Annotated in this window: 18 protein-coding genes; 9 read left to right on the top strand and 9 right to left on the bottom strand. The window is 53.4% G+C overall.

The genetic code is table 11. The features are described from left to right. The first annotated feature begins 35 nt into the window (after positions 1 to 35). Complete coding sequence (locus tag AACY82_RS07820) at positions 36 to 941, top strand: D-hexose-6-phosphate mutarotase (protein ID WP_339616231.1); 906 nt, start codon at positions 36 to 38, stop codon at positions 939 to 941. Positions 942 to 1,094: 153 nt separating this feature from the next. Beyond that, positions 1,095 to 4,805: a methionine synthase gene (gene metH / locus AACY82_RS07825; protein WP_339616232.1), complete on the top strand. Its 3,711-nt coding sequence runs from the start codon at positions 1,095 to 1,097 to the stop codon at positions 4,803 to 4,805. A 449-nt stretch (positions 4,806 to 5,254) separates the two neighbouring features. Here the strand turns inward: metH and AACY82_RS07830 are convergent, their stop codons facing one another. The 3 genes from AACY82_RS07830 to AACY82_RS07840 all read right to left on the bottom strand — a co-directional run bounded on the left by AACY82_RS07830 (position 5,255) and on the right by AACY82_RS07840 (position 7,445). After that, positions 5,255 to 5,953, bottom strand: coding sequence for a hypothetical protein (locus AACY82_RS07830; protein ID WP_339616233.1), 699 nt, complete (start codon positions 5,951 to 5,953; stop codon positions 5,255 to 5,257). Positions 5,954 to 6,836: 883 nt separating this feature from the next. After that, the gene (locus AACY82_RS07835; protein ID WP_339616234.1) at positions 6,837 to 7,121 is read right to left on the bottom strand and encodes a helix-turn-helix domain-containing protein; all 285 of its coding nucleotides are present in this window, start codon (positions 7,119 to 7,121) and stop codon (positions 6,837 to 6,839) included. A gap of 87 nt (positions 7,122 to 7,208) precedes the next feature. Then, positions 7,209 to 7,445, bottom strand: a complete 237-nt coding sequence (locus AACY82_RS07840) for a transcriptional regulator (protein WP_339616235.1) — start codon at positions 7,443 to 7,445, stop codon at positions 7,209 to 7,211. 511 nt (positions 7,446 to 7,956) lie between these two features. Here AACY82_RS07840 and AACY82_RS07845 point away from each other — a divergent pair. Beyond that, positions 7,957 to 9,552, top strand: coding sequence for an ABC-F family ATPase (locus AACY82_RS07845; RefSeq protein ID WP_339616237.1), 1,596 nt, complete (start codon positions 7,957 to 7,959; stop codon positions 9,550 to 9,552). Between the two features lie 84 nt (positions 9,553 to 9,636). Here the strand turns inward: AACY82_RS07845 and AACY82_RS07850 are convergent, their stop codons facing one another. From AACY82_RS07850 to AACY82_RS07865, 4 genes are all read right to left on the bottom strand, one after another. Continuing rightward, complete coding sequence (locus tag AACY82_RS07850; RefSeq protein WP_339616238.1) at positions 9,637 to 11,814, bottom strand: TonB-dependent siderophore receptor; 2,178 nt, start codon at positions 11,812 to 11,814, stop codon at positions 9,637 to 9,639. A gap of 245 nt (positions 11,815 to 12,059) precedes the next feature. Beyond that, complete coding sequence (locus tag AACY82_RS07855; RefSeq protein ID WP_339616239.1) at positions 12,060 to 14,063, bottom strand: GMC family oxidoreductase; 2,004 nt, start codon at positions 14,061 to 14,063, stop codon at positions 12,060 to 12,062. Between the two features lie 10 nt (positions 14,064 to 14,073). Then, entirely contained in the window at positions 14,074 to 14,583 is a 510-nt protein-coding gene (locus tag AACY82_RS07860; protein ID WP_339616240.1) for a hypothetical protein, read from the bottom strand. Positions 14,584 to 14,599: 16 nt separating this feature from the next. Then, a complete protein-coding gene (locus tag AACY82_RS07865; protein WP_339616241.1) occupies positions 14,600 to 15,934 on the bottom strand; it encodes a hypothetical protein in 1,335 nt (444 codons plus the stop codon). 370 nt (positions 15,935 to 16,304) lie between these two features. Here AACY82_RS07865 and AACY82_RS07870 point away from each other — a divergent pair, with 370 nt between their 5' ends. From AACY82_RS07870 to AACY82_RS07885, 4 genes are all read left to right on the top strand, one after another. Beyond that, complete coding sequence (locus AACY82_RS07870) at positions 16,305 to 16,895, top strand: SOS response-associated peptidase (RefSeq protein ID WP_339616242.1); 591 nt, start codon at positions 16,305 to 16,307, stop codon at positions 16,893 to 16,895. Positions 16,896 to 16,949: 54 nt separating this feature from the next. Beyond that, on the top strand, positions 16,950 to 17,597 hold the full coding sequence (locus tag AACY82_RS07875; RefSeq protein WP_339616243.1) for an RNA polymerase sigma factor: 648 nt from the start codon (positions 16,950 to 16,952) through the stop codon (positions 17,595 to 17,597). After that, on the top strand, positions 17,594 to 19,576 hold the full coding sequence (locus AACY82_RS07880) for a VWA domain-containing protein (protein WP_339616244.1): 1,983 nt from the start codon (positions 17,594 to 17,596) through the stop codon (positions 19,574 to 19,576). Before AACY82_RS07875 ends, AACY82_RS07880 begins: the two co-directional genes overlap by 4 nt. A gap of 238 nt (positions 19,577 to 19,814) precedes the next feature. Beyond that, complete coding sequence (locus AACY82_RS07885; RefSeq protein WP_339616245.1) at positions 19,815 to 21,290, top strand: hypothetical protein; 1,476 nt, start codon at positions 19,815 to 19,817, stop codon at positions 21,288 to 21,290. Positions 21,291 to 21,306: 16 nt separating this feature from the next. On the opposite strand, the gene AACY82_RS07890 is transcribed toward AACY82_RS07885, so the two are convergent. Further along, positions 21,307 to 22,350, bottom strand: coding sequence for an MBL fold metallo-hydrolase (locus tag AACY82_RS07890; RefSeq protein WP_339616246.1), 1,044 nt, complete (start codon positions 22,348 to 22,350; stop codon positions 21,307 to 21,309). Positions 22,351 to 22,576: 226 nt separating this feature from the next. On the opposite strand from AACY82_RS07890, the gene AACY82_RS07895 reads away from it, so the two are divergent. Beyond that, positions 22,577 to 23,206, top strand: a complete 630-nt coding sequence (locus tag AACY82_RS07895; protein ID WP_339616247.1) for a TetR/AcrR family transcriptional regulator — start codon at positions 22,577 to 22,579, stop codon at positions 23,204 to 23,206. 27 nt (positions 23,207 to 23,233) lie between these two features. On the opposite strand, the gene AACY82_RS07900 is transcribed toward AACY82_RS07895, so the two are convergent. Continuing rightward, the gene (locus AACY82_RS07900; protein ID WP_339616248.1) at positions 23,234 to 24,157 is read right to left on the bottom strand and encodes a LysR family transcriptional regulator; all 924 of its coding nucleotides are present in this window, start codon (positions 24,155 to 24,157) and stop codon (positions 23,234 to 23,236) included. 134 nt (positions 24,158 to 24,291) lie between these two features. Here AACY82_RS07900 and AACY82_RS07905 point away from each other — a divergent pair, with 134 nt between their 5' ends. Further along, entirely contained in the window at positions 24,292 to 25,332 is a 1,041-nt protein-coding gene (locus tag AACY82_RS07905) for a zinc-binding alcohol dehydrogenase family protein (RefSeq protein WP_339616249.1), read from the top strand. The last annotated feature ends 52 nt before the right edge of the window (positions 25,333 to 25,384 follow it).

A 25,384-nucleotide genomic window follows, 5' to 3' on the forward strand; every position in this document is an offset into this window, starting at 1 on the left:
CCACGCCACACATGTAAAACCACAGCGAGCCCCACATGACCGACTCTTTAAGCGATATCATCGCCCGTTGCGATTTTCTCGAACTGACCGACAGTGCTAGCCTCTACCCCCACAATCCAGGCACAGGCCTTGCGCTACTGCAAATTAACACCCCTAAATGTCAGGCGACTCTGGCACTTAACGGCGCACAATTAATGCGTTTTACCCCCACCGGCGGTGACGAGCTGCTGTGGGTCAGCCCCCAGTGCAATTTTAGTGAGGGCGCCAGCCTGCGCGGCGGCATTCCGCTTTGCCTGCCCTGGTTTGGCCCACACCCCAGCGACAGCAACCAGCCCAATCACGGCATTGCCCGCACCCAACCGTGGGATCTATTGGCCGCTCACATCGATGAGCAAGGCCGCGCGCGTCTAAAGCTGGGGCTACAACACCAAGCCGACGCTCAATTTGCCCACGACTTTAACGCCGAGCTGACCCTAACCCTGGGCGACACACCAACCCTTGAGCTAGCCCTCACTAATAATAGCCAATCGGCGTTTAATGCCAGCTGGGTCATGCACACGTATTTTGCCGTTAGCGATATTAGCCAAGTGCGGATCGAAGGCCTGGATGGCCGCGAGTACGCCGATAAAGTCGCCGGCGGCGCCCGCTTTACCCAAAGCGGGCCAGTCACCTTTGCCGGCGAAGTAGACCGCGTATACGAGGATATTCAACTCCCCGTCACCATTGACGATCACAATCGCCGCCTGCAGGTAGCGGGCAACGCGTGCCCCAGCGTGGTGACTTGGAACACCGGTGCCGAGCTGGCCGCCAAAGTGGACGATATTGGCCCCGGCAACCACACCGGCTACGTCTGTGTCGAGCGCGGCGCCTGCCTAAACGATACCTGGCAAGTAGCCGCAGGCGAGACTCGCCGCGCGCAAATGAGCATTACCCTCGGTTAACGCCAACACGCCCCTTGCAGGGGCGAGCCATCCGCGCCCTATCGTCAGCCAAATACTGGTAAAATGCGCGGCCAGCATCAAAGCCGGTGCCCCAAAAGCACCGGTCGCCGGCCTACACCACCCGATACATAAGTTGAGACACAGGTTTTCTGCATGAGTGCTACCGATCGCGACCAACGCATTGCCCAATTAAAACAAGCCATAACCGAGCGCATTTTAGTGCTCGACGGCGGCATGGGCACCCAGATTCAGAGCCTCAAGCTCTCAGAGGCGGACTATCGCGGCACGCGCTTTGCCGATTACCCCAGCGACGTTAAGGGCAACAACGACCTGCTCAACCTGACCCAGCCCGAGCTAATGAAGCAAATTCACCGGGATTACCTAGAGGCCGGCGCCGATATTATCGAGACCAACACCTTTAACTCGACTCAGGTGTCTATGGCCGATTACGGCATGGAAAGCCTGGCGTACGAATTAAATTTTCAGGGCGCACGCATCGCCCGCGAGGTGGCCGACGAGTTAACCGCCGACAACCCGGCCAAGCCGCGCTATGTGACCGGGGTATTGGGGCCCACCTCGCGCACCTGCTCGATCTCACCCGACGTAAACGATCCGGGCGCACGCAACGTCACCTTCGATCAATTGGTCGAGAACTATATCGAGGCCACTAAAGCGTTGATTGAAGGCGGCTCGGATTTAATTCTTATCGAAACCATCTTCGACACCCTCAACGCCAAAGCCGCCATTTTTGCCGTGCAAGAGGTGTTTGACGAATTAGGTTTTGAGCTGCCCATTATGATCTCGGGCACCATTACCGATGCCTCGGGCCGCACGCTCTCGGGCCAAACCACCGAGGCGTTTTACAACTCGCTGGCCCACGCCAAGCCCATCTCCATCGGCCTTAACTGCGCGCTCGGTGCGCAAGAGTTGCGCCAGTACGTGCAAGAGCTTTCACGCGTCGCCAACTGTTATGTCTCGGCGCACCCCAACGCCGGCCTGCCCAACGAGTTTGGCGAGTACGATCAAGAGCCCGACGAAATGGCCGTGATTGTCGAAGAGTTTGCCAGCGCCGGCTTTTTAAACATTATCGGCGGCTGCTGCGGCACCCGCCCCGACCATATTCAGGCCATCGCCGAATCGGTTGCCAAACACGCCCCGCGCCAAGTGCCAGACATCGAGCCCGCCTGCCGCCTATCGGGGCTTGAGCCGTTTAACATCACCAAAGATTCACTGTTTGTGAACGTGGGCGAGCGCTGTAACGTCACAGGCTCCGCGCGCTTTAAGCGTTTGATTGTTGAGGAAGATTACGACACCGCGCTGGAAGTTGCGCTGGAGCAAGTCGAGGGCGGCGCCCAGGTCATCGACATCAACATGGACGAAGGCATGCTCGATGCCGAGGCGGCCATGGTGCGCTTTTTAAACCTGATTGCCGGCGAGCCAGATATCTCTCGCGTGCCCATTATGGTGGACTCCTCTAAGTGGGAGGTGATCGAAGCCGGGCTAAAGTGCATTCAGGGCAAAGGCATAGTTAACTCCATCAGCATGAAAGAAGGCGAGCAGGAGTTTATCGATAAAGCCCGCCTGTGCATGCGCTACGGCGCCGCCGTGGTGGTGATGGCATTTGACGAACAGGGCCAGGCCGATACCGCCGCGCGCAAAAAAGAAATTTGCGAGCGCTCGTACCGGCTGTTGGTCGACAAGGTGGGCTTCCCGCCCCAAGACATTATTTTTGACCCGAATATTTTTGCCGTTGCCACGGGTATTGAAGAGCACAACAACTACGCCGTGGACTTTATCGAGGCCACCGCGTGGATTCGCGAAAACCTACCCCACGCCGGCGTATCGGGCGGTGTATCCAACGTGTCTTTCTCGTTCCGCGGTAACAACCCGGTGCGCGAGGCGATCCACTCGGTGTTTTTGTACCACGCCATTAAAGTCGGCATGAACATGGGCATCGTTAACGCCAGCCAGCTGGCCGTATACGACGACCTACCGGACGAGCTGCGCAACAAAGTCGAAGATGTAATCTTAAATCGCACCGACGAGGGCACCGAGGCGCTGCTGGATATCGCCGAAAAATACCGCGAAGGCGGCAGCGGCGTGGCCAAAAAAGAAGATTTAGAGTGGCGCGGCTGGGACGTTAAAAAACGCATGGAGCACTCGCTGGTTAAAGGCATCTCTACTTACATTATTGAAGACACCGAAGAGGCCCGCCAGCAAGCCGAGCGCCCGCTGGATGTGATTGAAGGCCCCTTGATGGACGGCATGAATGTGGTGGGCGATTTGTTCGGCGCCGGTAAAATGTTCTTGCCCCAGGTGGTTAAATCGGCCCGCGTAATGAAGCAATCGGTCGCCTATTTACAGCCTTACATCGAAGCCGAAAAAGTCGAGGGCGCCCGCCCCAACGGCAAAATTTTAATGGCCACCGTAAAAGGCGACGTACACGACATTGGTAAAAACATTGTCGGCGTGGTGCTGCAGTGTAATAACTTTGAAGTGGTCGACATGGGCGTTATGGTGCCCGGCGAAAAAATCATCCAAACCGCGATCGAGCAAAACTGCGACATCATCGGCTTGTCGGGGTTAATCACCCCATCGCTGGACGAAATGGTCAGTGTCGCCCGCGAGATGGAGCGCCAGGGCGTCGACAAACCCCTGCTGATTGGCGGTGCCACCACCTCCAAAGCCCACACCGCGGTAAAAATTGACCCGGCGTTTGATTTAAACCAGGTGGTATACGTGGCCGATGCCTCACGCGCCGTAGGCGTGTGCAGCACCTTGTTATCGGATACCGCGCGCGACCCGTTTGTCGCCAAGCTCAAAGACGAGTACGAGGCGGTGCGCGTACGCAACGCCAACCGCAAACCGCGCGGCACCCTGCGCACCTACCCCGACGCCATCGAGCACGGTTTTAAAGCCGACTGGGACAACTACACCCCACCCAAACCCGCTTTTACCGGCGTTAAAGTGTTTGACGACTACCCACTGACCGACCTGCTCGACACCATCGACTGGACGCCGTTTTTTATCAGCTGGGATTTAGCCGGCAAGTACCCCAAAATTTTAACCGACGAAGTCGTCGGCGAAGCGGCGACCAACTTGTTCGCCGATGCGCAAGCGATGCTGAAAAAACTCATCGACGAGAAGCTGTTAAAAGCCCGCGCCGTGATTGGCTTTTGGCCCGCCAACACCGTCAACCACGACGACATTGCCGTCCACGACGATGACGGCAACGAACTGGCACGCCTGCATCACCTGCGTCAGCAACAGCAAAAGCCCGGCAACAAAAAGCCCAACTACTCGCTGGCCGACTTTGTCGCACCTAAAGACTCGGGCAAACAAGACTACATCGGCGGCTTTGCCGTCACCGCCGGCATCGGCGCCGAAGAGCTGGCCCAACAATACAAAGACGCCGGCGACGATTACAACAGCATTATGGTTAAGGCGCTGGCCGACCGTTTAGCCGAGGCACTGGCCGAGCACATGCACAAACGCGTGCGCACCGAGTTTTGGGGCTACGTACAAGACGAGCAGCTCGACAACGACGACTTAATCCGCGAGCGCTACCAGGGCATACGCCCCGCCCCCGGCTACCCCGCCTGCCCCGATCACACCGAAAAAGGCACGCTGTTTAAACTGCTCGACGCCGAGAAAAACACCGGCCTTGAGCTAACCGAACACTACGCCATGTACCCCACCGCCGCCGTATCTGGCTGGTACTTCTCGCACCCTGAGTCGGAGTACTTTGCCATCGGCAAAATCGAGAAAGATCAGGTAGCGTCGCTGGCTGAGCGCAAGGGTATGAGTATGGTGGATATGGAGCGGTGGTTGAGTCCTGTGTTGGGGTATGAGCCGGGGAAGTAGAGGTTCCGCGCTTAGCGCGGGGGCTTTGTTGCCGGTTTGTGCTTTGGGTGTTAAACGATTACACCGGTTGGTTACTGCTTTGTGTGCCCTCAGTCGCCGGGCGGGCGAGTCCCTTTTTGTAATGCGACGAAAAAGGGACGAAAAAGCGCACCCCGGCATCTCAGCCCTTCGGGTTCCCTCGCTCCGGCCAATTTTAGCGGGCCGCATCGACACGCCGTCCATGGCGTGGCGATGCTTGCGTGAGCGTCCTGCTCACTTACCCACTAAAATAGGCCTCCGCTCGGCTGGCAGCAGGGGGAGTTAAAAGCGGTGCTTCGTAGTTACGCTAAAACCGAATAATCAAAGGTATTGAGGTCAACAAACAAAGACCTGACCCCTGGCCCCTAAAACTTACTCGGCAAGTTTATATAGGAAGAACCATAATATTCTGCCCATCTCCATGCTCTCGCTCAAGGGTTAACAGCTACAACGCTGTTATGACCAACTGAGCAATATTTAATAGCACCGTTTGGAGAAGCAAGCTTTAAACTCTGCCCATTAAGTAGCAACTTATTAAGGCCTGGCAACTCAAGAAACCTATCTTGAAGCTCGCCTTTTGAACATTGCCCCAGGAAAAACCTAAACTCTTTTTGATAACTGTATTTGACATCTTTCACTGTCAATGAGCGTTCCATAGGGTCATCTGAATATCTCACCAACCCATAGTTAACTTTCGTTTTAGTGGCTTTTTCAACGAGACGTGAATAAAGCCTGATTTTACTTGCTGGCAGCAAAACAAAATAACAACCAAACTCTCGTTGTATTTGCTCTAAAGAATTCTCAAAGCTGTTATGAGGACCAATTACGGCCCATGACTGCATCCAAGCGTCGTGAGGCTCATCCGCAGGGTAAACGAGTACATTCTGTAATTTTTGATTGATTAAATCTGTTCCGTCTGGCCTTATAAACTTTGGCTTAGTGCCTCCATGTTTCTTATCCCAGTATAAAAGGCAAGATTCACTTCTATCCCCCCTGCCAATATCCTCACAAGTACGATAATAGTGAGGGGTACGAAACAAGCTCGTCCCGCTTTTGAAGCTCAAATAATGCTCTTTTTTACTAAAGAATTTGATCAGCGCAAACGCATGCTGTGATTTATTACTGGACATATGCACCTCCAGACCAACTCAACACGCATAGCAAGGCACTCAAACCCAGTTCGCATTCAAACACCCCGCTTATGACTACGCGGGACCTATTGGTTAAGCTGCTCATAAAAATTTCTCGTTTAATTGGTAAACGAGCTTATTGACTCTGAACGCGCCACACCTATAATAAAAGTGTGCATCCGATGCGCGTCGGTGGCAGCAAGCTCAATACCACCACCTAAGGAGACCGTACAGGTCATCAGAAGGGGAGCCTTGTAGGAGGGGCTCCCCTTTTTCAGCTTGGGCATGGGCCGCTGCACCGACCACCCTCTCTTCTCATATTAAGCACCCACCTTGCGTAAAGTTTTGTTAATGTCGCGATTTTCTATTGACATTATAACACAGACCCAATAAGTAGGCTAATTCCGCCCTCCCGCCAAAGGTGGCTCTCCGACCGATAAAAACGACCGCTCGTCCATTAACGAGCCCATAAAATCTGTCTAACCATCGGGGTCAGGTCTTTGATTTAGCAGAACATTGGGGTCAAGTCTTGAACCGTGAACTTGATGCATACATCACTACGAACTGCCGCTTTTGGGCCCCTGCAGCCAGCCGAGCGCAGGCCTATTTTAGAGGGTAAGCACGCATGGATGCGTGCGCAAGCATCGCCACGCCATGGACGGCGTGTCGATGCAGCCCGCTAAAATCGGCTGGAGTGAGGGGACCCGTTAGGGCTGAGATGCCGGGGTGCGCTTTTTCGTCCCTTTTTCGTCGCATTACAAAAAGGGACTCGCCCGCCCGGCGACTGAGGGCACACAAGACTGTAATATCAACCTTTGTAATCGTGTGGCACCTACAGCACACAGTAGATAACAATGCCACGCTCGGATATACGGGCAGATAATCAGCCTGCGTCCATCAAGGACTCTGCAATAACTTCCGGGTGTCTAAACGCAATTTGAATTAACGCTTGAGCCGCGCCCGAGGGTTTGCGGCGGCCTTGCTCCCACTCCTGAAGCGTGCGCGGGGATATATGCAAAGCTTGCGCGAACTGTGATTGTGAAAGTCCGGTTTTAATACGAGCCGCCGCTACTTCGTTGGGTGAAACCTCCGTTGTTCGTGCTGCCTTGCCCGCCTTCATTTCATTCACAGACTGCAGAAGCTTGTTGCCTAGCTCCTCGCCGGACATTGTATTTTGCTTAGCTATACTCAATTACCTCTCGGATGGATTTCAGCAAATGAGCCGGGATATTGCCGCGAGCACTCTTTGCGTAAATCACCACAACCACAACTCACCGTTTTCTAGGCGAGTGAAGTAAATAACCCTTACACCACCACTTTTACCTTTGCCTTGCCTGCGCCAGCGAACCTTGCGGCAACCACCACTGCCGGGAATGACATCACCAACTTCAGGGTTTGCCGCCAACCAAGCGCAGAATGCGCCTCGGTCTTGCTCAGACCACAGCTCTTTAGCATCTTCCGTAAAGGTGGGCGTTTCTATAACGGTGTACATTGCTTAAATATACGTCAATGACGTACACACATCAAGGCAGGCGCGAAAACTAGTTCAACAGTCAGTTAATGCGGTCGTATAGCGCCCAAAACACTCCGCAGCCAAAAAGCCATCGTCATGCCGGCTCAAGGCCGGCATGACGATGTAGAGTAATAATCTGGTACTGCGTCGGCTCAGCCAGCTACGAAGTACCGCAGTTAAATCCCCTGCAGCCAGCCGAGCGGAAGCCTATTTTAGTGGGTAAGCACGCATGGACGCGTGCGCAAGCATCGCCACGCCAAGGAGGGGTGGCGATGCGGGCATATAAAAAGCTTCCGCCTGCGGCGGCGCTACTGCCTAAATACCGGCTCAATACCGGTATCACGTTGAAACCCCGCGTTAGCGGCATCTTCACACCTTTACCGTTGATGTATCCCCCCACTTCTGGGACAATCGCGCGCCTTTGGCGATAACCCAGATCAGCTCAACATCTGCGCCCCGCAACCACCCTCACCACCTGACAGGATTACCCGTGCTCACTACCGCCAATATCACCATGCAATTCGGCGCCAAGCCGTTATTTGAAGACGTTTCGGTTAAATTCGGCAACGGCAACCGTTACGGCTTAATTGGCGCTAATGGCTGTGGCAAATCCACCTTTATGAAGATCCTCGGGGGCGATTTGGTGCCGAGCGCCGGCAACGTCTCGCTCGACCCCGGCGAGCGTATCGGTAAGCTGCGTCAGGATCAGTTTGCCTTTGAGCAGTACTCGGTGGTGGACACCGTGATTATGGGCCACGCCGAGCTGTGGGCCGTAAAAGAAGAGCGCGACCGCATTTACAACTCGCCCGAGATGAGCGAAGAAGACGGTATTCGCGTTGCCCACCTAGAAACCGAGTTTGCCGAGATGGACGGCTACACCGCCGAATCCCGCGCCGGCGAGCTGCTGATTGGCTTGGGTATCGGCGTCGAGCAGCATTTTGGCCCCATGAGCGAAATCGCCCCCGGCTGGAAGCTGCGGGTGCTATTGGCACAAGCGCTGTTCTCGGACCCAGATGTACTGTTGCTGGATGAGCCTACCAACAACCTAGACATCCACACCATTCACTGGTTAAGCGAGACCCTTAACCAGCGCAACAGCACCATGGTGATCATCTCGCACGACCGACACTTTTTAAACAGCGTGTGCACCCATATGGCCGATGTCGATTACGGCGAGATTCGCCTCTACCCTGGCAACTACGACGATTACATGACGGCGGCCACCGCCGTGCGCGAGCGCCAGTACGCAGATAACGCCAAAAAGAAAAACCAAATCGCCGAGCTGCAACAGTTTGTCAGCCGTTTTTCGGCCAATGCCTCTAAAGCCAAGCAGGCCACCTCCCGCGCTAAGCAAATCGATAAAATTCAGCTGGAAGACATTAAACCCTCTAGCCGGGTGAATCCGTTTATTCGCTTTGAGCAAGATAAAAAACTGCACCGTTTAGCCCTTGAGGTACATAACCTCACCAAAGGCTTTGACGAGGGCCCGCTGTTTAAGCCTTTTGATTTAATGGTTGAAGTGGGCGAGCGCATTGCGGTTATTGGCGAGAACGGCGCGGGTAAAACCACCTTACTGCGTACCCTGCTGGGCGAGCTTACCCCCGATAGCGGAACAGTTAAGTGGTCCGAGAACGTTAAAATCGGCCACTACGCCCAAGACCACACCAGCGACTTTGCCAATAACGAGACACTGTTTGAGTGGATGAGCCAGTTTAAGCCGGTAAACGGCGATGAGCAGTTAATTCGCGGCACACTGGGGCGCTTACTGTTTGGCAACGACGATATCAACAAGCGCGTGCAGGTTATATCCGGTGGTGAGCAAGGCCGCATGATTTTTGGCCGGCTGATTCTGCAAAAGCCCAACGTGATGTTGCTGGATGAACCCACCAACCACCTGGACATGGAGTCAATCGAATCGCTGAATGTGGCGCTGGAGAACTACCCCGGCACCTTGATTTTTGTCAGCCATGACCGCGAGTTTGTCTCGTCCGTAGCCACCCGTATTTTAGAAATCAGCGATAATAAAATTATCGACTTTTCGGGTAGCTACGATGAATATTTAGCGAGTAAAGGACTGCAGGGGTAAGGCTGCATTAGCCTGGATTGAGCACACCCAGCCGTTTATAAAAAAACCCAGGCCACGGTTGTGGTCTGGGTTTTTTTATCGCGTTTAGTTAAAGCGGTAGCTTAAGCTAAGCGTGTAGTTGCGCGGCGTGCCGTAGCGGTAAGAGCTAAACTGCCCCACCTGCGAGTAGTATTTTTCATCGGTAATGTTGGCGGCGTTAAACTGCATGCTAAGCGCATCGGTAAAGTTGTAGCGCGCCATTAAGTTGGCCAGCACATACGAATCCTGCTCAAACCGGTCGGGGTTACCGGCGGGGTTAGTCCCCTCAGAGTAGGTCTCGTTTTGCCAGTTAACACCACCGCCCAGCATTAACCCTTGCAGCGAGCCATCAAACTCGTACGAGGTAAATAGCTTAAAGATCTTGGTGGGGATATCGGTGTTTAGATCATTACCGTTGGCGTCCTCGACCGTGTACTGCGAGTAACCGGCATTGATGTTCCAACCATCGATGGGCTGGCCCACAACCTCCAACTCAACCCCACGGCTTTGCGCGCCCTCGGCCGGGTAGTAGGCCGAGGGTTGCTCGGGCGTGCCGACAAAATCGGTGTCCAGCTGCGCCAGGTTATCTTGCTGAATATCAAACAAGGCCACGGTGGTGTTTAAACGATCATTCAGGAAGCGGCTTTTTAAACCGATCTCGGCGCTCTTGCCTATTAACGGATCTAAAAACTGGCCGTTAACGTCGCGGTTGCTTTGCGGTTTAAAAATTTCGGTGTAGCTGGCGTACACACGGTGGGCTTCAGTCACATCGTACAGCGCGCCGGCGTAAGGAATAAATTCATCCTCGTTGCCGTAATCCACGTTACCGCTCCAGTCAAAGCCAGTGCGCAACCAAGTGGCAACACGGCCGCCGAGGATAAACTTGAGTTTATCAGTCGCCGAGAGTCGGGTGGCGGCGTAATAACCGCGCTGTTCGGTCTCGATATCTTGCGACTGGGTGCGCTCGTCAGACCACTCGGGCTCGTACAAATCGCCCCACTCGTAAAAGTTATCAACATCTACCCGATCATAGCCCCCACTCATATCACCGCCCAACGGCAATTGAGTAAAGGTTTCGGCAGCTTGCTCGCTGTAAAGTGCGCCCAACACAAAATCGTGGGTTTGGTTAAACAGGCCAAAGTCGCCTTTTAATTGCACGTCAAAGCTGTCTTGCTGAGATTCACCGTCACTGCGATAGCGCTGCGCGTTTAAGCCGGCACCGGTATCTTTATCCAGCGAGCCGTACACATAAAGCAGCTTGGTGTCTTTTTCGTAGGTTAGGTGATTGTAGTTAGCGAGCAGCTCCCAGCCGTTATTAAACATATGATTGACGCTGGCAAAGTAATTGGTGTTGGTGGTTTCCCAACGGTTCCAGTCCATGGCGGTGGTTTTAGAAACGTCCCAATCGGCCTTGCTACCATCGGAGAAGAAGGTAGGCAAAGCGCCCCACACGGTACTTTTAGGGTCACTGTGTTGATAGCTGCTACCCACGCTTAATACGGTGTTATCGGTTAAGTCCGCCTCTAGCGTGCCATAAAACACACTTTTGTCGTCTTCGTAGTAATCAACGTGAGAGTCGCCGGTTAAGTAACGCGCGACGACACGGCCGCGAACACTGCCACTGTCATTAAGACCTGTGGCCACATCGGCGGTAAGGCGTTTTTCATCCCAACTGCCTATCGCGACATCGACAAAACCTTCTAAATCACGGCTGTCGGCGTGTTTGCGCACCAAATTAATAGAGGCCGATGGATCACCCACCCCGGTTAACAAGCCAGTGGCGCCACGGACAAACTCTACCCGCTCGTAGATGGCGGTATCGGCGACGGTCTCACCCGAGTCGCCCCCTAAGCTCCACGAGGTGGGCACACCATCAATCTGGTAACTATCAATACGAAACCCGCGCGAGTAAAAGTTATTGCGTACGTTATCGACCTCTTCCGAGCTAACGCCCGCGGCGTTGTTCACCGCCCCTAAAATAGTGGTGATGTTCTGATCCTGCATCCGCTCAAAGGTCAAAATTGACACCGATTGAGGCGTCTCTTGCAGCGTCAAACCAAGGCCAGTTGCCGTACTCAGGGTTTGCTCGACACTGTACTTACCGGTGACGGTGATTTCTTCAATAGAGCCTTCCTTGGGGCTGGTCTGCGGTGCGTTATCACTGGCTGCATCCTGAGCCAAGCCGAGTTGCGCGTGGGTACACAGTAATACGGCCGCAGAGAGAGGGAGAAGTTTATAGTTCACGAAGGCGCTCCAAACAGTTATGGGTCAAAACTGGGGCGTACAATAACACAAACAACAAATATTCTCATAAACGAAATAGAATCAATAACAAATAAAATGGTTTATTACCTATCAGGCGCCCTATTTACCGCCAACCTGTGCTGCCCACCGCTCGCCCACAAAAAAGCCCTGGTGTATCCAGGGCTTTTTTGTGGGCGGCACTGGAGTTAGCTAACCCCTGCACTCACCAGCTTTTGCTAACAAGGCTAGGTTAAATCCTGCTTAATATTCTCCGCCGCCTGCAGCGCCAGTGCGGCAATGGTAAGCGTCGGGTTACCGGTAGCAATGGTCGGGAATACCCCACTACCCACCATATACAGGTTGTGATGATCCCAGGATTGCTGACGTGAGTTTAATACCGAGTTCTCGGGTTTAGTGCCCATGCGGTAAGTGCCCACAATGTGGCCGGCACCATAAAACTTAAAGTTATGGGTAGTGCCGTCATCATCGGTGTACTGAAAACTGGTGGAGGTAACCTCGGGCCCACCCTCGGTTTTATAAAACACCGGATCGGCCGGTGCCTTGGTGTACTCGGTAGCGCCAAGTGTGTTAAACAACTCGGTGGTGAGTTTTTTCGCCGAGACAAAACTCTTGCGCTCGTAATCCGAGCCCAACCGGTAGGTAACCAATGGCCTCGGCAGGCCTAGATTGTCTTTTAACTCAGAAGATAATTGCACGCGATTATCCGGGTCGGGCAGCTGCTCAATCAAATAGCCCAAGCGCATCTGCCGGGTGTATACCTGATTAAGGGTTTGCACCAGCTCGGCGCCAAACAATTTGGAAAACGCCGGGGCGTTGGTATCCCAGCGCAATGACTCGCCCTGCTCATTCACCGAGTTACCGTTTAACTGCGAGTTATTTTGCCCAAACACAAAATCAGCCAAAGTGGTGGCCGGGTCGTTGGTGGCCCACTGCCACCCCTCGTTGCCAATCTCTACCCGGTAGGCCGAGCGCTCACGGCGAAACTCGCCATCGCGCAGCGACTCGATGCCCGAGGTGGAAAGCGGCCCACGGTAAGGGTACATCGGGTCTTTGGCCAACCCCCAACCCAAATACATAATGTGATCCATTAAGTAGCGGCCCACTTGATCGTGCTTGTTGGCAACACCGCATTCAAAACCTGGATTTTTATTGGACATTAACAGTAGCTTGGGCGTTTCGATGGCGTGCGCAGCCAGCACATACGCTTTGGCTTGCACGGTGCCCGAGCCGGTGGCAATACCATTGGGTTGGTCGTACACCAAATAGTCGATACCGCAAACGCTAGCGTCATCCGCCAGCTGAATATTGCTGGCCACGTGCTGGTAGCGAATTTCTACGTTGCCAGTTTGCACAGCATCGGCGAGGGTTATCGTCGCGTCGTATTTGGCCTGAATGGGGCAAATAGGAATACAGTTGGTATTACCCGCGCACTGACGACGATTTTGGTGGGGCACCGAGTTACGCCCTTGCGGGGTTGGCGTAACGTATACGGGGTTGCCGTCATAGCTCATATCCCCCAGCGACTTGCTGTACAAGTCGTCCTGCAGGCTCGGTACAATGCCCGGCATGGCAAAGTCGTAGTCGGTACCGTAAGTGCCGCTCGGATCAACGTTGTACTGCGCATACACACGCTCCAGCGACGGTTTATCACCCGAGACGCCAATCACTCGGTTAGCCTGCTCATAGTAAGGCACTAACGCTTGGTAAAAATCACTGCCGCCCGGCCAGTCAACGCCTTGGTCATACAAGGTTTTTAGCTGAAAATCTTCAGGGAATAACCGCAAACAGGTGCCCAACCAGTGCCACGTTGTGCCACCGCCAATACGCTCGTACGAACTGGCAAAGGCGAATTTAGCGTTTAAACTGGTGCCGGTTAACCCTTTATCTTGTTCGGTATAATCAAAATAACACTGATTTTTTTTGCGCCAGGCATCCACTTGTAACACGGTATAGCGCGGCGTGTTTTCAGCGGCGGGGTCGGGTAAACCCAGTGGGTTATCTGCGGTAGAAGGCACCGCCTCTTGTGTCGCCGGCGGGTATGGCGACTCGGGGGTTTTAGCATTGGCCTTATAAAAAGTCTCCATATAACCCGAGCGATTGGGTGGCACCTTAGGGCCCGACTCTAGTATCAATACTTTTTTACCGGCTTTGCCTAGCTCATGGGCCACGATGGCACCGGCAATACCAGCGCCTACTATTACCAAGTCGTAAACATCACTGTCACTCATGATCTGCTCCTTAATCTTTAGGTTGGCCGGTATAATTATTAAGTGTCGCGGGCGGCTCGGACCAATACCCGTAGCTATAATTAGAGTCGCCCATGGGGTGCGCCTGCATTACCCGCCACACCAAACCCGAGGTATAACTCTTTGACGACAGAGTGTGAAAATCGGTGCGGCCCCCAGTATCGGTACCGGACGCTTCTTGCACGGTGGGCCAGGCGCCCATATACCACAAAAAAATAAGCTGACGGCACGCCAACACAAATGCGGCTCCTTGCGAGTCGCTAAGCATTTGCTCGCCGATTTGCTGATCGGTTAACGCCGGCTTTTGCTCACTCAATGCCTGGTAGCTACTGAGAATTTTTTCGGGCAATTGGTTATCTCCAGATTCACTGGCCACGCGCTCAGTCCACACCGGTAAGTATTCGGCTTTTATGTTGACCTCATCTAAGGTGGGGTTTAAAACGCTTTTGGCAAAGCCTGTCAGCACAACGCTCAGCCCGACAAAATTGTCCATACTAGACATAGTAATCTCCTGGTAGTTACTGAGCGCGCTCAAGCAAGTAGGTAAAATCCGACTTTTTGCCGTTAGTCATCGCCGCATTATTGTGGCACTGGATGCAGCTAGACGAGGTTTGACGTACCCGCCCCTGAATATAAGTTTCGAGCGTAGCGTTAGCCAAAAACGTCGGCGCGGGAATGCCCGTCTCATCCGTTACATCGCCAGCGGCGGTTGGCCACTGGGTGCTAATTAATTCGTAGTTTGCCCACACAGTGCCGGGCACGGCGGCTTGCAGTTTTTGTTGGTATTGCCGATTAAGTGCGGCGGTATCGTCGGCGATGGGGATAACCCGCTCAATTTGGCTGGGCGGGGTATTGGTATTGGCCGGGTTCCAGGGGCGCGGTGGCGGCTCGTTAACGGCGGTGCAGTCAACGCCGCCATCGGCGCAGTTGTGGTTAAAGTAGTTGTAATGTTCTTTATCGGCCGCTTGCCCTTGGGTCGGGGCGTTGTTTACGTGCTCAAAGGTAGACCAAATCCACTGCGGATTACCCTCGACTTTCGTACCGATATGAAACCCAACCAAGCCCACGCGCTGCAGCTGGCAAGCTTCGCTCACTCCGGCATTTTCATGAGGGTTATTGTAGACATAGGCTTCGGTGGTATAAAACTGGCTTGGGTCATCCCCCTCGCCCATCACCTTCCAAGCGGCTTTTAACATTATCGAGCCTACGTCAGTATCGGTGCCAAAGGGAAATTCCGCCTTCGCATCAAACTCCGTTTGCCCGGCTTTGCTGTACAAGTCGTTATCGAGAATATAATCAAACATCACCTGATTGGTTAAAATCTCGTAGCGCGTGTATTGCCCGTTTTGGTCGATTAACGGGCCGGTTTGAAATGGCTCGGCACTTTCATCCAGCACATTGGGGGTTTTACCTACCTGACGCAACAGTGGCTTAGAGGCATCGGTGCCACACAGAGCTGGCGGCGGAAAAGGTTGATTCCAACCCGGCGGTTTTTTGCCGCCGGGTAAAAATATATCGCGGCTTTCTTTATAGTGCTGCCAAACCCGTAAGACGTCCGGCTGCTCACCGATGGTTACCCCCGAAAGTGGGTTGCCCTGGGCATCGGCCGGCCAGTTAAGCGCGATAAACGACTCCCACGAAAACACATCAAAATCATGCTGTAACGACTCAAGGGTTACCTTGCCGCCAAAGGGCTCTTTAGGGGGGATATCAGGGCTCAGCGGCTCCGGCGCTGAGGCAGAAGACGCAGACGCAACGGCGTTAGTCACGGCGACATTATCGTTGCTGGCGCCATTACAAGCCACCAACAAAAAACTGGTTACACCCAAAACGAGTGCACGGGTCTTTTCCATAACAAATCCCTCTCAGAATATTCCCACCACACAATTCAAACCACGCAAAACACTTAGGTAAGAACTGATCGATTATTGTAATAACGCACAATGTGTACGGCCTAGAGCCTACACTCAGTGAAGCGAAGACCGAGTGACAAAAACGCTGATCAAGCAAGTAGAGACACTTATAAGATCAATATTTTCAGCGTCACACAGTTAAAACATGCAATGTTATTGTCAGTAATAATGGATGATGCCAGAGCGGGTGAATAGCGAGAATTACAGCGCATTACAGAGCACTCCCGATGAGAGCGGCTTAAAAAGCCTGACCGAAAACCTATGAGTTGGTTACAATACCCACATCAATGTTTAGAATTTGAGATAACCTATGTGCGGACGACTTTTTGTGGCCCCTTCTAAAGCCGCTGAGGCCTTATTGGCGAGCTTTGGATTAGCCAATATCAGCCTGCCCACGGTAAACAACATCGCCCCCACCCAAGCCGTACCCGTACTATTCCGGGATGAAGAAGGCACCCATATGGGCCCGATGCGCTGGTGGTTGCACCCGCACTGGTCGCCCGACCCACCCAACCAGCGCTTTGCCATGTTCAACGCCAGAATCGAAAGTCTATTAAGCAGCAAAGCCTATCGCGACCCGGTACGATACCGCCGTGCGATTGTGCCCGCGGCGGCATTTATGGAATGGAAAAACGAGCCCGAAGGTAAACAGCCCTACTATGTCGAGACCAACGGCGTGCTTAAACTCGCCGCCATCTGGGACTGCTGGAAAGAAGAGTTATGGAGCTGCTCAATTCTCACTCAGCCAGCACTGGGCGAGTTCCGCGCCATACATGATCGAATGCCAGTCAGCCTAAGTGACGAGCTAGCGCATGAGTGGATGGACCCGCGAGCCGACGTGAAAGGCCTACTCGCAACCGTTAAAGGTGAATCACAGCAGTTAATCCCAAGAGCATTTTAATAATTTTGGCCACGGCTAATCACCTAGCGTAAACTGCAGCCAGCCGTTTTATTAGTGTTTTACAGCTGGCCGCAGGCGGCACAGGGCCGTCACCACATAAAAATATCAAGCGAGCGCCAAGGATTTTGCGACTCGCAACGTCTTACTGACAAAGAGCGCTACGGTACCGCTATGGACCCAGACAACCTTGGCCAACTTATCCGCCGCGCCCAAGCCGGCGAAACGGACGCGTTTAGTGAGCTGCTTGAGGCACACTACGACGTTATCTATCGTTTTGCGTTTCGCTGGTGTGCCAGGCGCGAGGCCGCCGAAGATATTACCCAACAGTGCTGCATTAAACTGGCCCGCGCGATTACCCAGTTTCAGCACCGCTGCGCCTTTAGTACCTGGCTGTACCGCTTAGTCATTAACACCGCCCAAGACTGGCAGCGCCAAGACAGCCGCCATGATCATACCGACGAGGCAGCAGAGCAACCCAGCGAAGCCGCACGGGATGAGTCACAGGTTTACTTACAGCAGATCCTCAAACAGCTGGACAACATGGGCGAAGGCTTGCGCGAAACGGCACTATTGGTATTGGCCGAAGGTTTTAACCACCGCGAGGCCGCCGAGATACTCGGCGTAAAAGAATCCACCATTTCCTGGCGTTTACACCATATGCGAAAGCAGCTCGCATCAACCGATGGGGCGCACATATCATGACCGACATCGATAAATTACTGCAACAGCAAGATATTCCACCCGCCGACCCCCGCGCACGGCAGGCGGCCATGCGCGCCGCATTGGACGAATTTGCGCAAGTGCAGCAGGCGGCTCAAGGCAGTCCAGAAAATAATCGCTCCAGCAGCCAAGGATTTTGGCAACGGTTACGTCTTATTAAAGACGCAACCCTCAGGAACATTGTTATGACTTCATCTACCACACGCACGCTATTTGCCGGCCTCGCCGCCGCCAGTGTTACCGTCCTTGGGCTTTTTGTGGTTTTACCGGCCCTACTAACGGTTTCTCCACCATCGATTGACGAAAACGAGGTGATACTTTCTGACATCAATATGCCCAGCCCGCAGGAGGCTGCGGCCCACGATCCAATGATCGAGGAGATAGTGGTATCAGGATACGCAAAACCCGAAGGCGCCCGAACTCCCGAAGCCCCTCCGGCTTCTACCGTATCCAAAGCGTTACGTGCATCCTACCCCGACGCTATGCACATGGCTGTCAGCGCTGCGCCTATGACGGCAGATTCAGTGACCCGGCCAATTCCGCAAAACCGCGATAAATTTTCTACGCAACAGGAAAACCCGGTTAAACGCACTGTCGATGAGCCGGTATCTACCTTCTCGGTAGATGTCGATACCGCCTCTTACAGCTATGTTCGCCGGCAGCTAAACCATGGGGTACTACCGGCTAAAAATGCGGTACGAGCGGAGGAGATGCTTAATTACTTTGATTACGCCTACTCCACGCCGACAAACCGTGAGCAGCCCTTTTTGCCCAGCATTGCGGTTACCGATGCACCTTGGGCCGAAGGTAAAAAGCTGCTTCATATCGGCATCAAGGGTTACGATCTAAGCGACCAGCAAAAACCTAAAACAAACTTGGTATTTCTGTTGGATGTTTCCGGCTCGATGAACAACCCCGACAAACTGCCACTGGTTAAGCAAGCCATGGATATGCTGCTAGGCAGTTTAAACCCTGACGACACCGTCGCCATTGTGGTGTATGCCGGCGCCGCCGGTACCGTATTAGAACCTACCGCTGTTAAAGACAAACAAAAAATAGTAACCGCGATGCGCAACCTAGAAGCCGGCGGCTCCACCGCCGGGGCCGAAGGTATTAAGCAGGCGTACCAGTTAGCCGAAGCCAACTTTGATAAAAACGCCGTTAACCGCGTGATACTCGCCACCGATGGCGACTTTAACGTGGGCATTAGCGATACCGAACAACTCAAAGGGTATATTGAGCGCAAACGCGACCAAGGCATTTTTCTTAGTGTGCTGGGGTTTGGCCAAGGCAACTACAACGACAAGCTGATGCAAATTCTGGCGCAAAACGGCAATGGCGTGGCGGCCTATATAGACACTTTAAGCGAGGCGCAAAAGGTACTAGTGCAAGAGGCCAACGCCGCACTGTTCCCCATTGCTAAAGACGTTAAAGTTCAACTGGAGTTTAACCCCAAAAAAGTCGCCGAGTACCGCTTAATAGGTTACGAAACCCGGCTATTAAACCGCGAAGATTTTAACAACGATAAAGTGGATGCCGGGGATATCGGTGCCGGCCATAGCGTAACCGCACTGTACGAGCTAACACTAACAGACTCTGACGCCAAACTGATTGACGACAGCCGTTACACTAAAAACGCCGCAAAAAAATCTGACAACAGTAACGAATACGGTTACTTAAAGCTGCGCTACAAACTGCCCAAAGAGAGCGAATCAAAACTGCTACAGCGCCCCATTACCAACGCAGACACCCAAGTCGACAGCGACTTACAACGAGAGGTCGCCTTTGCCACCGCCGTTGCCGGATTTGCGCAACAACTTACCGGCAGTGTCTACCTTAATAATTTTAGCTACGACGATATCATCGCCTTGGCGCAAGCCAATAAAGGCGATGACCTATACGGCTACCGCACCGAATTTATTCAGCTGGTGCGCAAGGCAAAAATCGCACAAGAAATATAACCGGCGTATTCCCTCACACGGTGCCTCGCAGACATGTTTTACCGCTGCGAGGCGCCTTCTACCTCAGCATAAGATCCACCGCTGACCCATTAAAGGTGCCTCCCGCCTATACGGGGCCCGCAAAGCATCGGCTGACGATAACCACAACACGATTAAGCCTGACGCTAAACGCACCTAAAGCTTTTGCAACAACCGCCGATAACGCCTAAAGGATGAATCTCAAGAGCGGGTTAAATTCATGGACATCAATGCTTTAGGCCAGCCGGCCAACCCACTGACCGGTGCGCCGAAAAACCTTACGCGGCTGCCCACCACCAAACCACTGGCGACTGAGGCACAGCCCGCTGAATCACAACAGGCCGTGCCTGTTAGCCAGGCCACGCCCGCTTTAAGCCGACCGGCTCCGGTCGAGCGCGTTACTCGAGTCGAGCCCGCATTAACAAGTAATGCATGGAATAACACCTTAGCCGGCGCACTGGACAACCTACCCAACGCCCGAGGCTGGCAGGCAATAACCTTGGGCCTCGGGCAGCTTAGCCACTACGGCTCTGTGGCGCAGAGCGCTAAAACACAACTGCTACCGCGTACCGAGGGCACAACAGAGCCCGAGGTGACTCGCCAATCGTCTTTAGGCAAAATGACTTTTTCGGCCACGCTCGCCAGCGGCAAAGAAGTCAGCTTTGCTGTCGATGCCCGCGCGGGCATCGAGCAATATGGGCAAGCCTCTGCCGCTTTTCGCGCGATTGACGTGCATTTCTCGGCCGACGGTGAGCTGACTGACGAAGAGCAAGCTGAGCTAGACGCCTTTAGTAAAAACTTAGGGGCGTTTGTCAGCGACTTCATCACCAGTGGCGGGCCGGATCTAAACCGATTAAAACTCACCGAGTTCACGGCGATCGAATCGCTGCAGCTGCAGGTAAAAACGGCAGACAAACAAACCCTGTCACTGGCTTACACCCGCGATGCCCAAAGCACCTCTATAAATTTGCAGTGGAATGGTCGATCACTGAATCTGAGTATTGCGCAAGGCGCTGCCAGCCAACAGGGGTTAACGCTACTGCGCGAAGCTTTGCTTGAAAACCTAGACAAAGCCCGGGCCGAAGCATCCGACACGCGAGTACTTATGCAGGCATTGTCACTGTTCGGTGTCAGCGCCGCAGACCCGGCAGCCCAACCGGACGACAGCGCGGCATTGCTCACAGGTTTACCGGATTATCAGTTGAGTTTTAAAGGCGTGGTGGAGTACCCGGCGTCCCGTACCGAACATCACGATAAATTTAGCGGTATTCGTTTACTCACCATTGGCCAAAGCACGCATATTAATAACAGCAACGGCCAAACCTCCATCAGCCAAACCCAAAACATCAGCTTAGAAGCCGCCTACTTTACGCCGCTGCCGCTGCTTGACGACGTTTATCTAGCGCGCGAGAACTTTAAATGGAATCACATTGATGAGTCGCGCCAAGTAATTAGCCAACAAGTTTGGCAAGACGACTGGCTAAAAAGTGCGACGATTCAACGTAGCGCCAGCATTCAAAACATGCAGCAAACCTGGAGCGAGGGCGAACTAATAGACAAATGGCGCGACGAGCAGAAAGACTTTAGCGTCCTGGATGTGCGCTTATTATTAAACACCGCCAACACCAATGACGACTCGCTCTCGGAAAAACAAGCCGAGAACGAGCTAAGAGGTTTAATAAACCCGATACACTAAAACCATCAGCTACCGGTTATTGCGCGTTATCATCCAGCAACGGCAACCACCAGCGCTCACCCGCGTGAGGCCTGTCCATCGACAAGCGCTCGCCTATTTTGGGTGTGGTTAGCGCCACACCATTTTTGGCGGCAAGGGCGTTAATGCGGTCTAACGGGTCGTGCCAGCTGTGCATTGCCAAATCGAAAGTACTGTTGTGGATGGGCAGCAGCCACTGCCCTTGTAAATCGATATGCGCTTGCAGCGTTTGCTCAGGTTGCATATGCACATAGGCCCAGCGCTCGTCGTAAGCGCCCGTTTCTAACAAAGCAATCGCAAACGGACCGTATTTGTCACCGATGCGCTTAAAGCCATCAAAGTAGCCGGTATCGCCACTAAAAAACAGATTCAAATCATCGTCTTTGATTACCCACGAGGCCCACAGAGTATCGTTACCATCAAACAAACCCCGGCCCGAAAAATGCTGAGCGGGCGTGGCCGTAAAACTTATCCCGCTGACCTCTTGCGACTGCCACCAATCCAACTGACGAACTTTTTGCGGATCGATACCCCACTCGATCAGCGTATCTCCGACGCCAAGCGGCGTAAGAAACAAATTAACCTTACCCGCCAGGGCTTTTACTGCGTCCTCGTCTAGGTGGTCGTAATGATTGTGCGATAACACCACCGCCTCGATGGGCGGTAAATCCTCTAGGGCAATAGGCGGCGCGTGAAAACGCTTGGGGCCCAGCCAACTAAAGGGTGAGGCGCGCTCGGCAAACACCGGGTCGGTAAGCCAAAACTTACCGCGCATTTTAAACAGTATGCTTGAGTGGCCCAGTCGGTAGAGGCTTTTGTCGGGCGCGGCCTCCAGCTCTGCCCGCGTAATCGGCACCACCGGAATCGTCGCCGCGGGCACGGTATCGTCCGGCTTATTAAACAGGAAATCCCAAAATAATTTGACGGTTTTGCCAAAGCCCATGCTGGGGCGCTGCACCGGGTTGGCAAACTTGCCTTGGTTTAGTTGCGGCGAGTCGTTATAGACCTCGGGTTTGTGTTTTGCACACGATGTCATCAACATGCTAAAAGTACCTATACATAAAACGGACAGTAATACGTATTGTCGCGAGCTTTTTAGTAACAAGGGTCGCCTGCCTATTCATCATCAAACATTCGGGGTAAGCGCTTCGAAAAACGTAAAACACCAAAAGTACACCATGCAGTGTAGTTTACACAAGAAAAAAGTAAACTAAATGGTTTACAATACCCACTTATATTCACGCTAACCGCTTGCCGATGGACAAACCATGCCAAAACCCGCTGCCCCAAGGCCCGCCAACCCGCTAAAACTCACTGACCGTAAGCGCCTAGCCATCCTGGACGCCGCCATCAGCGAGTTTCGCCAACAGGGGTTTGAGCTTACCAGTATGGATGGCATCGCCCGCACGGCTAACGTCTCTAAGCGCACCGTCTACAACCACTTTGCCAGTAAAGAGCTGCTATTTGCCGAAATTTTAACCCAGCTTTGGCAAAACAGCGCCGAGCAAGTCGGCCTTAGCTATCAAGCCGAGGCGCCACTTCGGCCCCAGCTAGAAGAGCTACTGTGGCAAAAAATGCGTATGCTTAATCAACAAGATTTTATCGACTTAGCTCGCGTGGCCATCGCCGAAACGATTCACTCACCCGAGCGGGCGCAAGATATGGTAAACCGCTTAAACGAGCGCGAAGAGGGTATTACAACCTGGATACGAGCAGCAAAAGCCGATGGCAAATTGCACACCGACGACCCGGCTTTTGCCGCCACCCAACTGCAAGGCATGATTAAAACCTTTGCCTTTTGGCCGCAAATTGCTATGGGCCAACCGCCGTTAACTCGCAAACAGCAAGAGCATATCGTTACATCAAGCGCCGATATGTTTTTACACTATTACGCCTAGCAGGAGGCTAAAACGCTGTACACGTCACTAGTCAGGCTGCTTTAGTCTCTGGGCAAAACGCTCGCGTAAAATATCGCGCAACAGTAAAACTGCCGGCGTAATTTGTTTTCGGTTAGGACAAACCAAGTGCAAATCGATGGGGCTAGATTGATACTCAGGCAGAGCCTGCAAAACCCGCCCCGCTTGTAAATCTGGTGCCATCTCGATACGTGATTTAAACGCGATGCCCTTACCGGCCACCATCCAGCGCCGCACCACATCGCTATCGTTAGCACAGCGGTTACCCGATACCCGTATATTAAGCGACTCAGAAGGTTTACCACCCGATCCCTTTACCGGCACAAAATCCCATACATCGTAAATGCGGTTACTTACCTGAAACAACAAACAATTATGGCGCGTTAAATCTTCAGGTGTTTGCGGCGTGCCAAACTTGGCCAAATAATCAGGCGAGGCACACAACACTCGCTCAAGGCTGGCAAGCTTAAACGCCACTCGCGATGAATCGTCCTGCCTGCCGTAGCGGATCGCCAAGTCCATACGATCAAGATAAAAGTCGGCCAATGAGTCGCCCAGCAGCAGGTTAATCGACAGCGCCGGATGCTGATCCATAATGTCATCGATCCAGCCGAGCAACAGGTTTCGGCCTAAGTCAGAGGGCGCCGAGACGCGCAGCTCGCCGGCAATTTTACCTGCCAACGCGTGTATCGAGTCGCGCCCCGCGGTAAGGTTATCCAGCGCTTTGCGGCAGTACACCAAAAAGCGCTCGCCCTCTTTGGTAAGCCTTAACTGCCGGGTCGAACGAATAAACAGCTGCACCTCAAGCTGTTTTTCTAACCGTTTAAGCCCCGCACTGGCCGCTGCGGTAGTGATATCTAGCTGCTCGGCGGCGCGGGTAATGCTGCCGCAGTCGGCCGTATGAACAAAAAGAGCAAGATCGGCTGTATTCATTGTCAAATATTTTTTGATTATGTATTGTCTATTACCCTGTTTATAGCATACCAATTATTATCAATAATAGCCCCACACCGTTACCTAACGGCCTCAAACATAACCCAATATTTATACCCAACAGAGGATTACACATGAAAGCCATCGGTTACCTAGAGCCTCAAGCCATCGATCAAGCAGACGCTTTAATGGACATCGAGCTGGACACACCCACCGCCACTGGCCGCGATCTGTTGGTTAAAGTGCACGCGATCTCGGTTAATCCGGTGGACACCAAAGTACGCCGCGCCGCCAAACCCGAGGCGGGCCAACATAAAGTGTTAGGTTGGGATGCGGTTGGCGAAGTCGTCGCCACCGGCGATAAAACGCAACTGTTTAAGGTGGGCGATTTAGTATGGTACGCCGGCGACATTACCCGCACCGGCTCCAATGCCGAGTTTCAGTTAGTCGACGAGCGCATTGTCGGTGCCAAACCCAGCTCGCTGTCAAACGTAGAAGCCGCCGCCATGCCCCTTACCGGCATCACCGCGTGGGAGCTGCTGTTCGACCGACTGGGCTTTACCCCGCTATTGGATGGCCAAGCGGGCGCCACATCAGCTGCGCCGCAAGCGCGCATACTAATTATCGGCGCCGCCGGGGGCGTGGGCTCTATATTGACGCAGCTGGCCGCCAAGCTCACCCACGCTGTCGTCATCGGCACCGCCTCGCGCGAGCAAACTCAGCGCTGGATAAAAGAGCTGGGCGCCGACCACGTGATTAATCACCATCAGCCGCTGGTGCCGCAACTTAACGCATTGGGTATAGAAAACGTCAGCCACGTTATTAGCCTAACCCACACCGAGCAACACTATGAGCAACTGGTAGAAGCGCTCGCCCCGCAAGGTAAACTCGCCTTAATTGACGATCCACAAGGTGGCCTTGATGTGATGAAGCTAAAGCAAAAGTCACTATCGCTGCACTGGGAGCTAATGTTTACCCGCTCAATGTTTAACACCTGGGATATGCAAAAGCAGCACGAGCTGTTAACCCAGCTGGCACAACTTATCGATAACGGCGTGATTAGAACCACCTTGGGAGAAAATTACGGCACCATTAATGCCGAGAACCTAAAGCGCGCTCATGCGCATATTGAATCTAATCGGGCCGTCGGGAAGATTGTGCTGGAAGGTTTTTAAGCCGGCCGGCTTAACACGGCCGTGTTTTTGGGGAGAATCGTGCCGCCAGAGT

Source organism: uncultured Gilvimarinus sp. (genome assembly GCF_963972205.1).
GTDB lineage: Bacteria > Pseudomonadota > Gammaproteobacteria > Pseudomonadales > Cellvibrionaceae > Gilvimarinus > Gilvimarinus japonicus.

Coding starts and splice junctions, on each gene's coding strand:
- AACY82_RS07900 (WP_339616248.1), bottom strand. CDS start 24,157: ATGAATACAGCCGATCTTGCTCTTTTTGTTCATACGGCCGACTGCGGC.
- AACY82_RS07855 (WP_339616239.1), bottom strand. CDS start 14,063: ATGAGTGACAGTGATGTTTACGACTTGGTAATAGTAGGCGCTGGTATT.
- AACY82_RS07820 (WP_339616231.1), top strand. CDS start 36: ATGACCGACTCTTTAAGCGATATCATCGCCCGTTGCGATTTTCTCGAA.
- AACY82_RS07830 (WP_339616233.1), bottom strand. CDS start 5,953: ATGTCCAGTAATAAATCACAGCATGCGTTTGCGCTGATCAAATTCTTT.
- AACY82_RS07890 (WP_339616246.1), bottom strand. CDS start 22,350: ATGTTGATGACATCGTGTGCAAAACACAAACCCGAGGTCTATAACGAC.
- AACY82_RS07860 (WP_339616240.1), bottom strand. CDS start 14,583: ATGTCTAGTATGGACAATTTTGTCGGGCTGAGCGTTGTGCTGACAGGC.
- AACY82_RS07905 (WP_339616249.1), top strand. CDS start 24,292: ATGAAAGCCATCGGTTACCTAGAGCCTCAAGCCATCGATCAAGCAGAC.
- AACY82_RS07885 (WP_339616245.1), top strand. CDS start 19,815: ATGGACATCAATGCTTTAGGCCAGCCGGCCAACCCACTGACCGGTGCG.
- AACY82_RS07865 (WP_339616241.1), bottom strand. CDS start 15,934: ATGGAAAAGACCCGTGCACTCGTTTTGGGTGTAACCAGTTTTTTGTTG.
- AACY82_RS07880 (WP_339616244.1), top strand. CDS start 17,594: ATGACCGACATCGATAAATTACTGCAACAGCAAGATATTCCACCCGCC.
- AACY82_RS07835 (WP_339616234.1), bottom strand. CDS start 7,121: ATGTCCGGCGAGGAGCTAGGCAACAAGCTTCTGCAGTCTGTGAATGAA.
- AACY82_RS07870 (WP_339616242.1), top strand. CDS start 16,305: ATGTGCGGACGACTTTTTGTGGCCCCTTCTAAAGCCGCTGAGGCCTTA.
- AACY82_RS07895 (WP_339616247.1), top strand. CDS start 22,577: ATGCCAAAACCCGCTGCCCCAAGGCCCGCCAACCCGCTAAAACTCACT.
- AACY82_RS07840 (WP_339616235.1), bottom strand. CDS start 7,445: ATGTACACCGTTATAGAAACGCCCACCTTTACGGAAGATGCTAAAGAG.
- metH (WP_339616232.1), top strand. CDS start 1,095: ATGAGTGCTACCGATCGCGACCAACGCATTGCCCAATTAAAACAAGCC.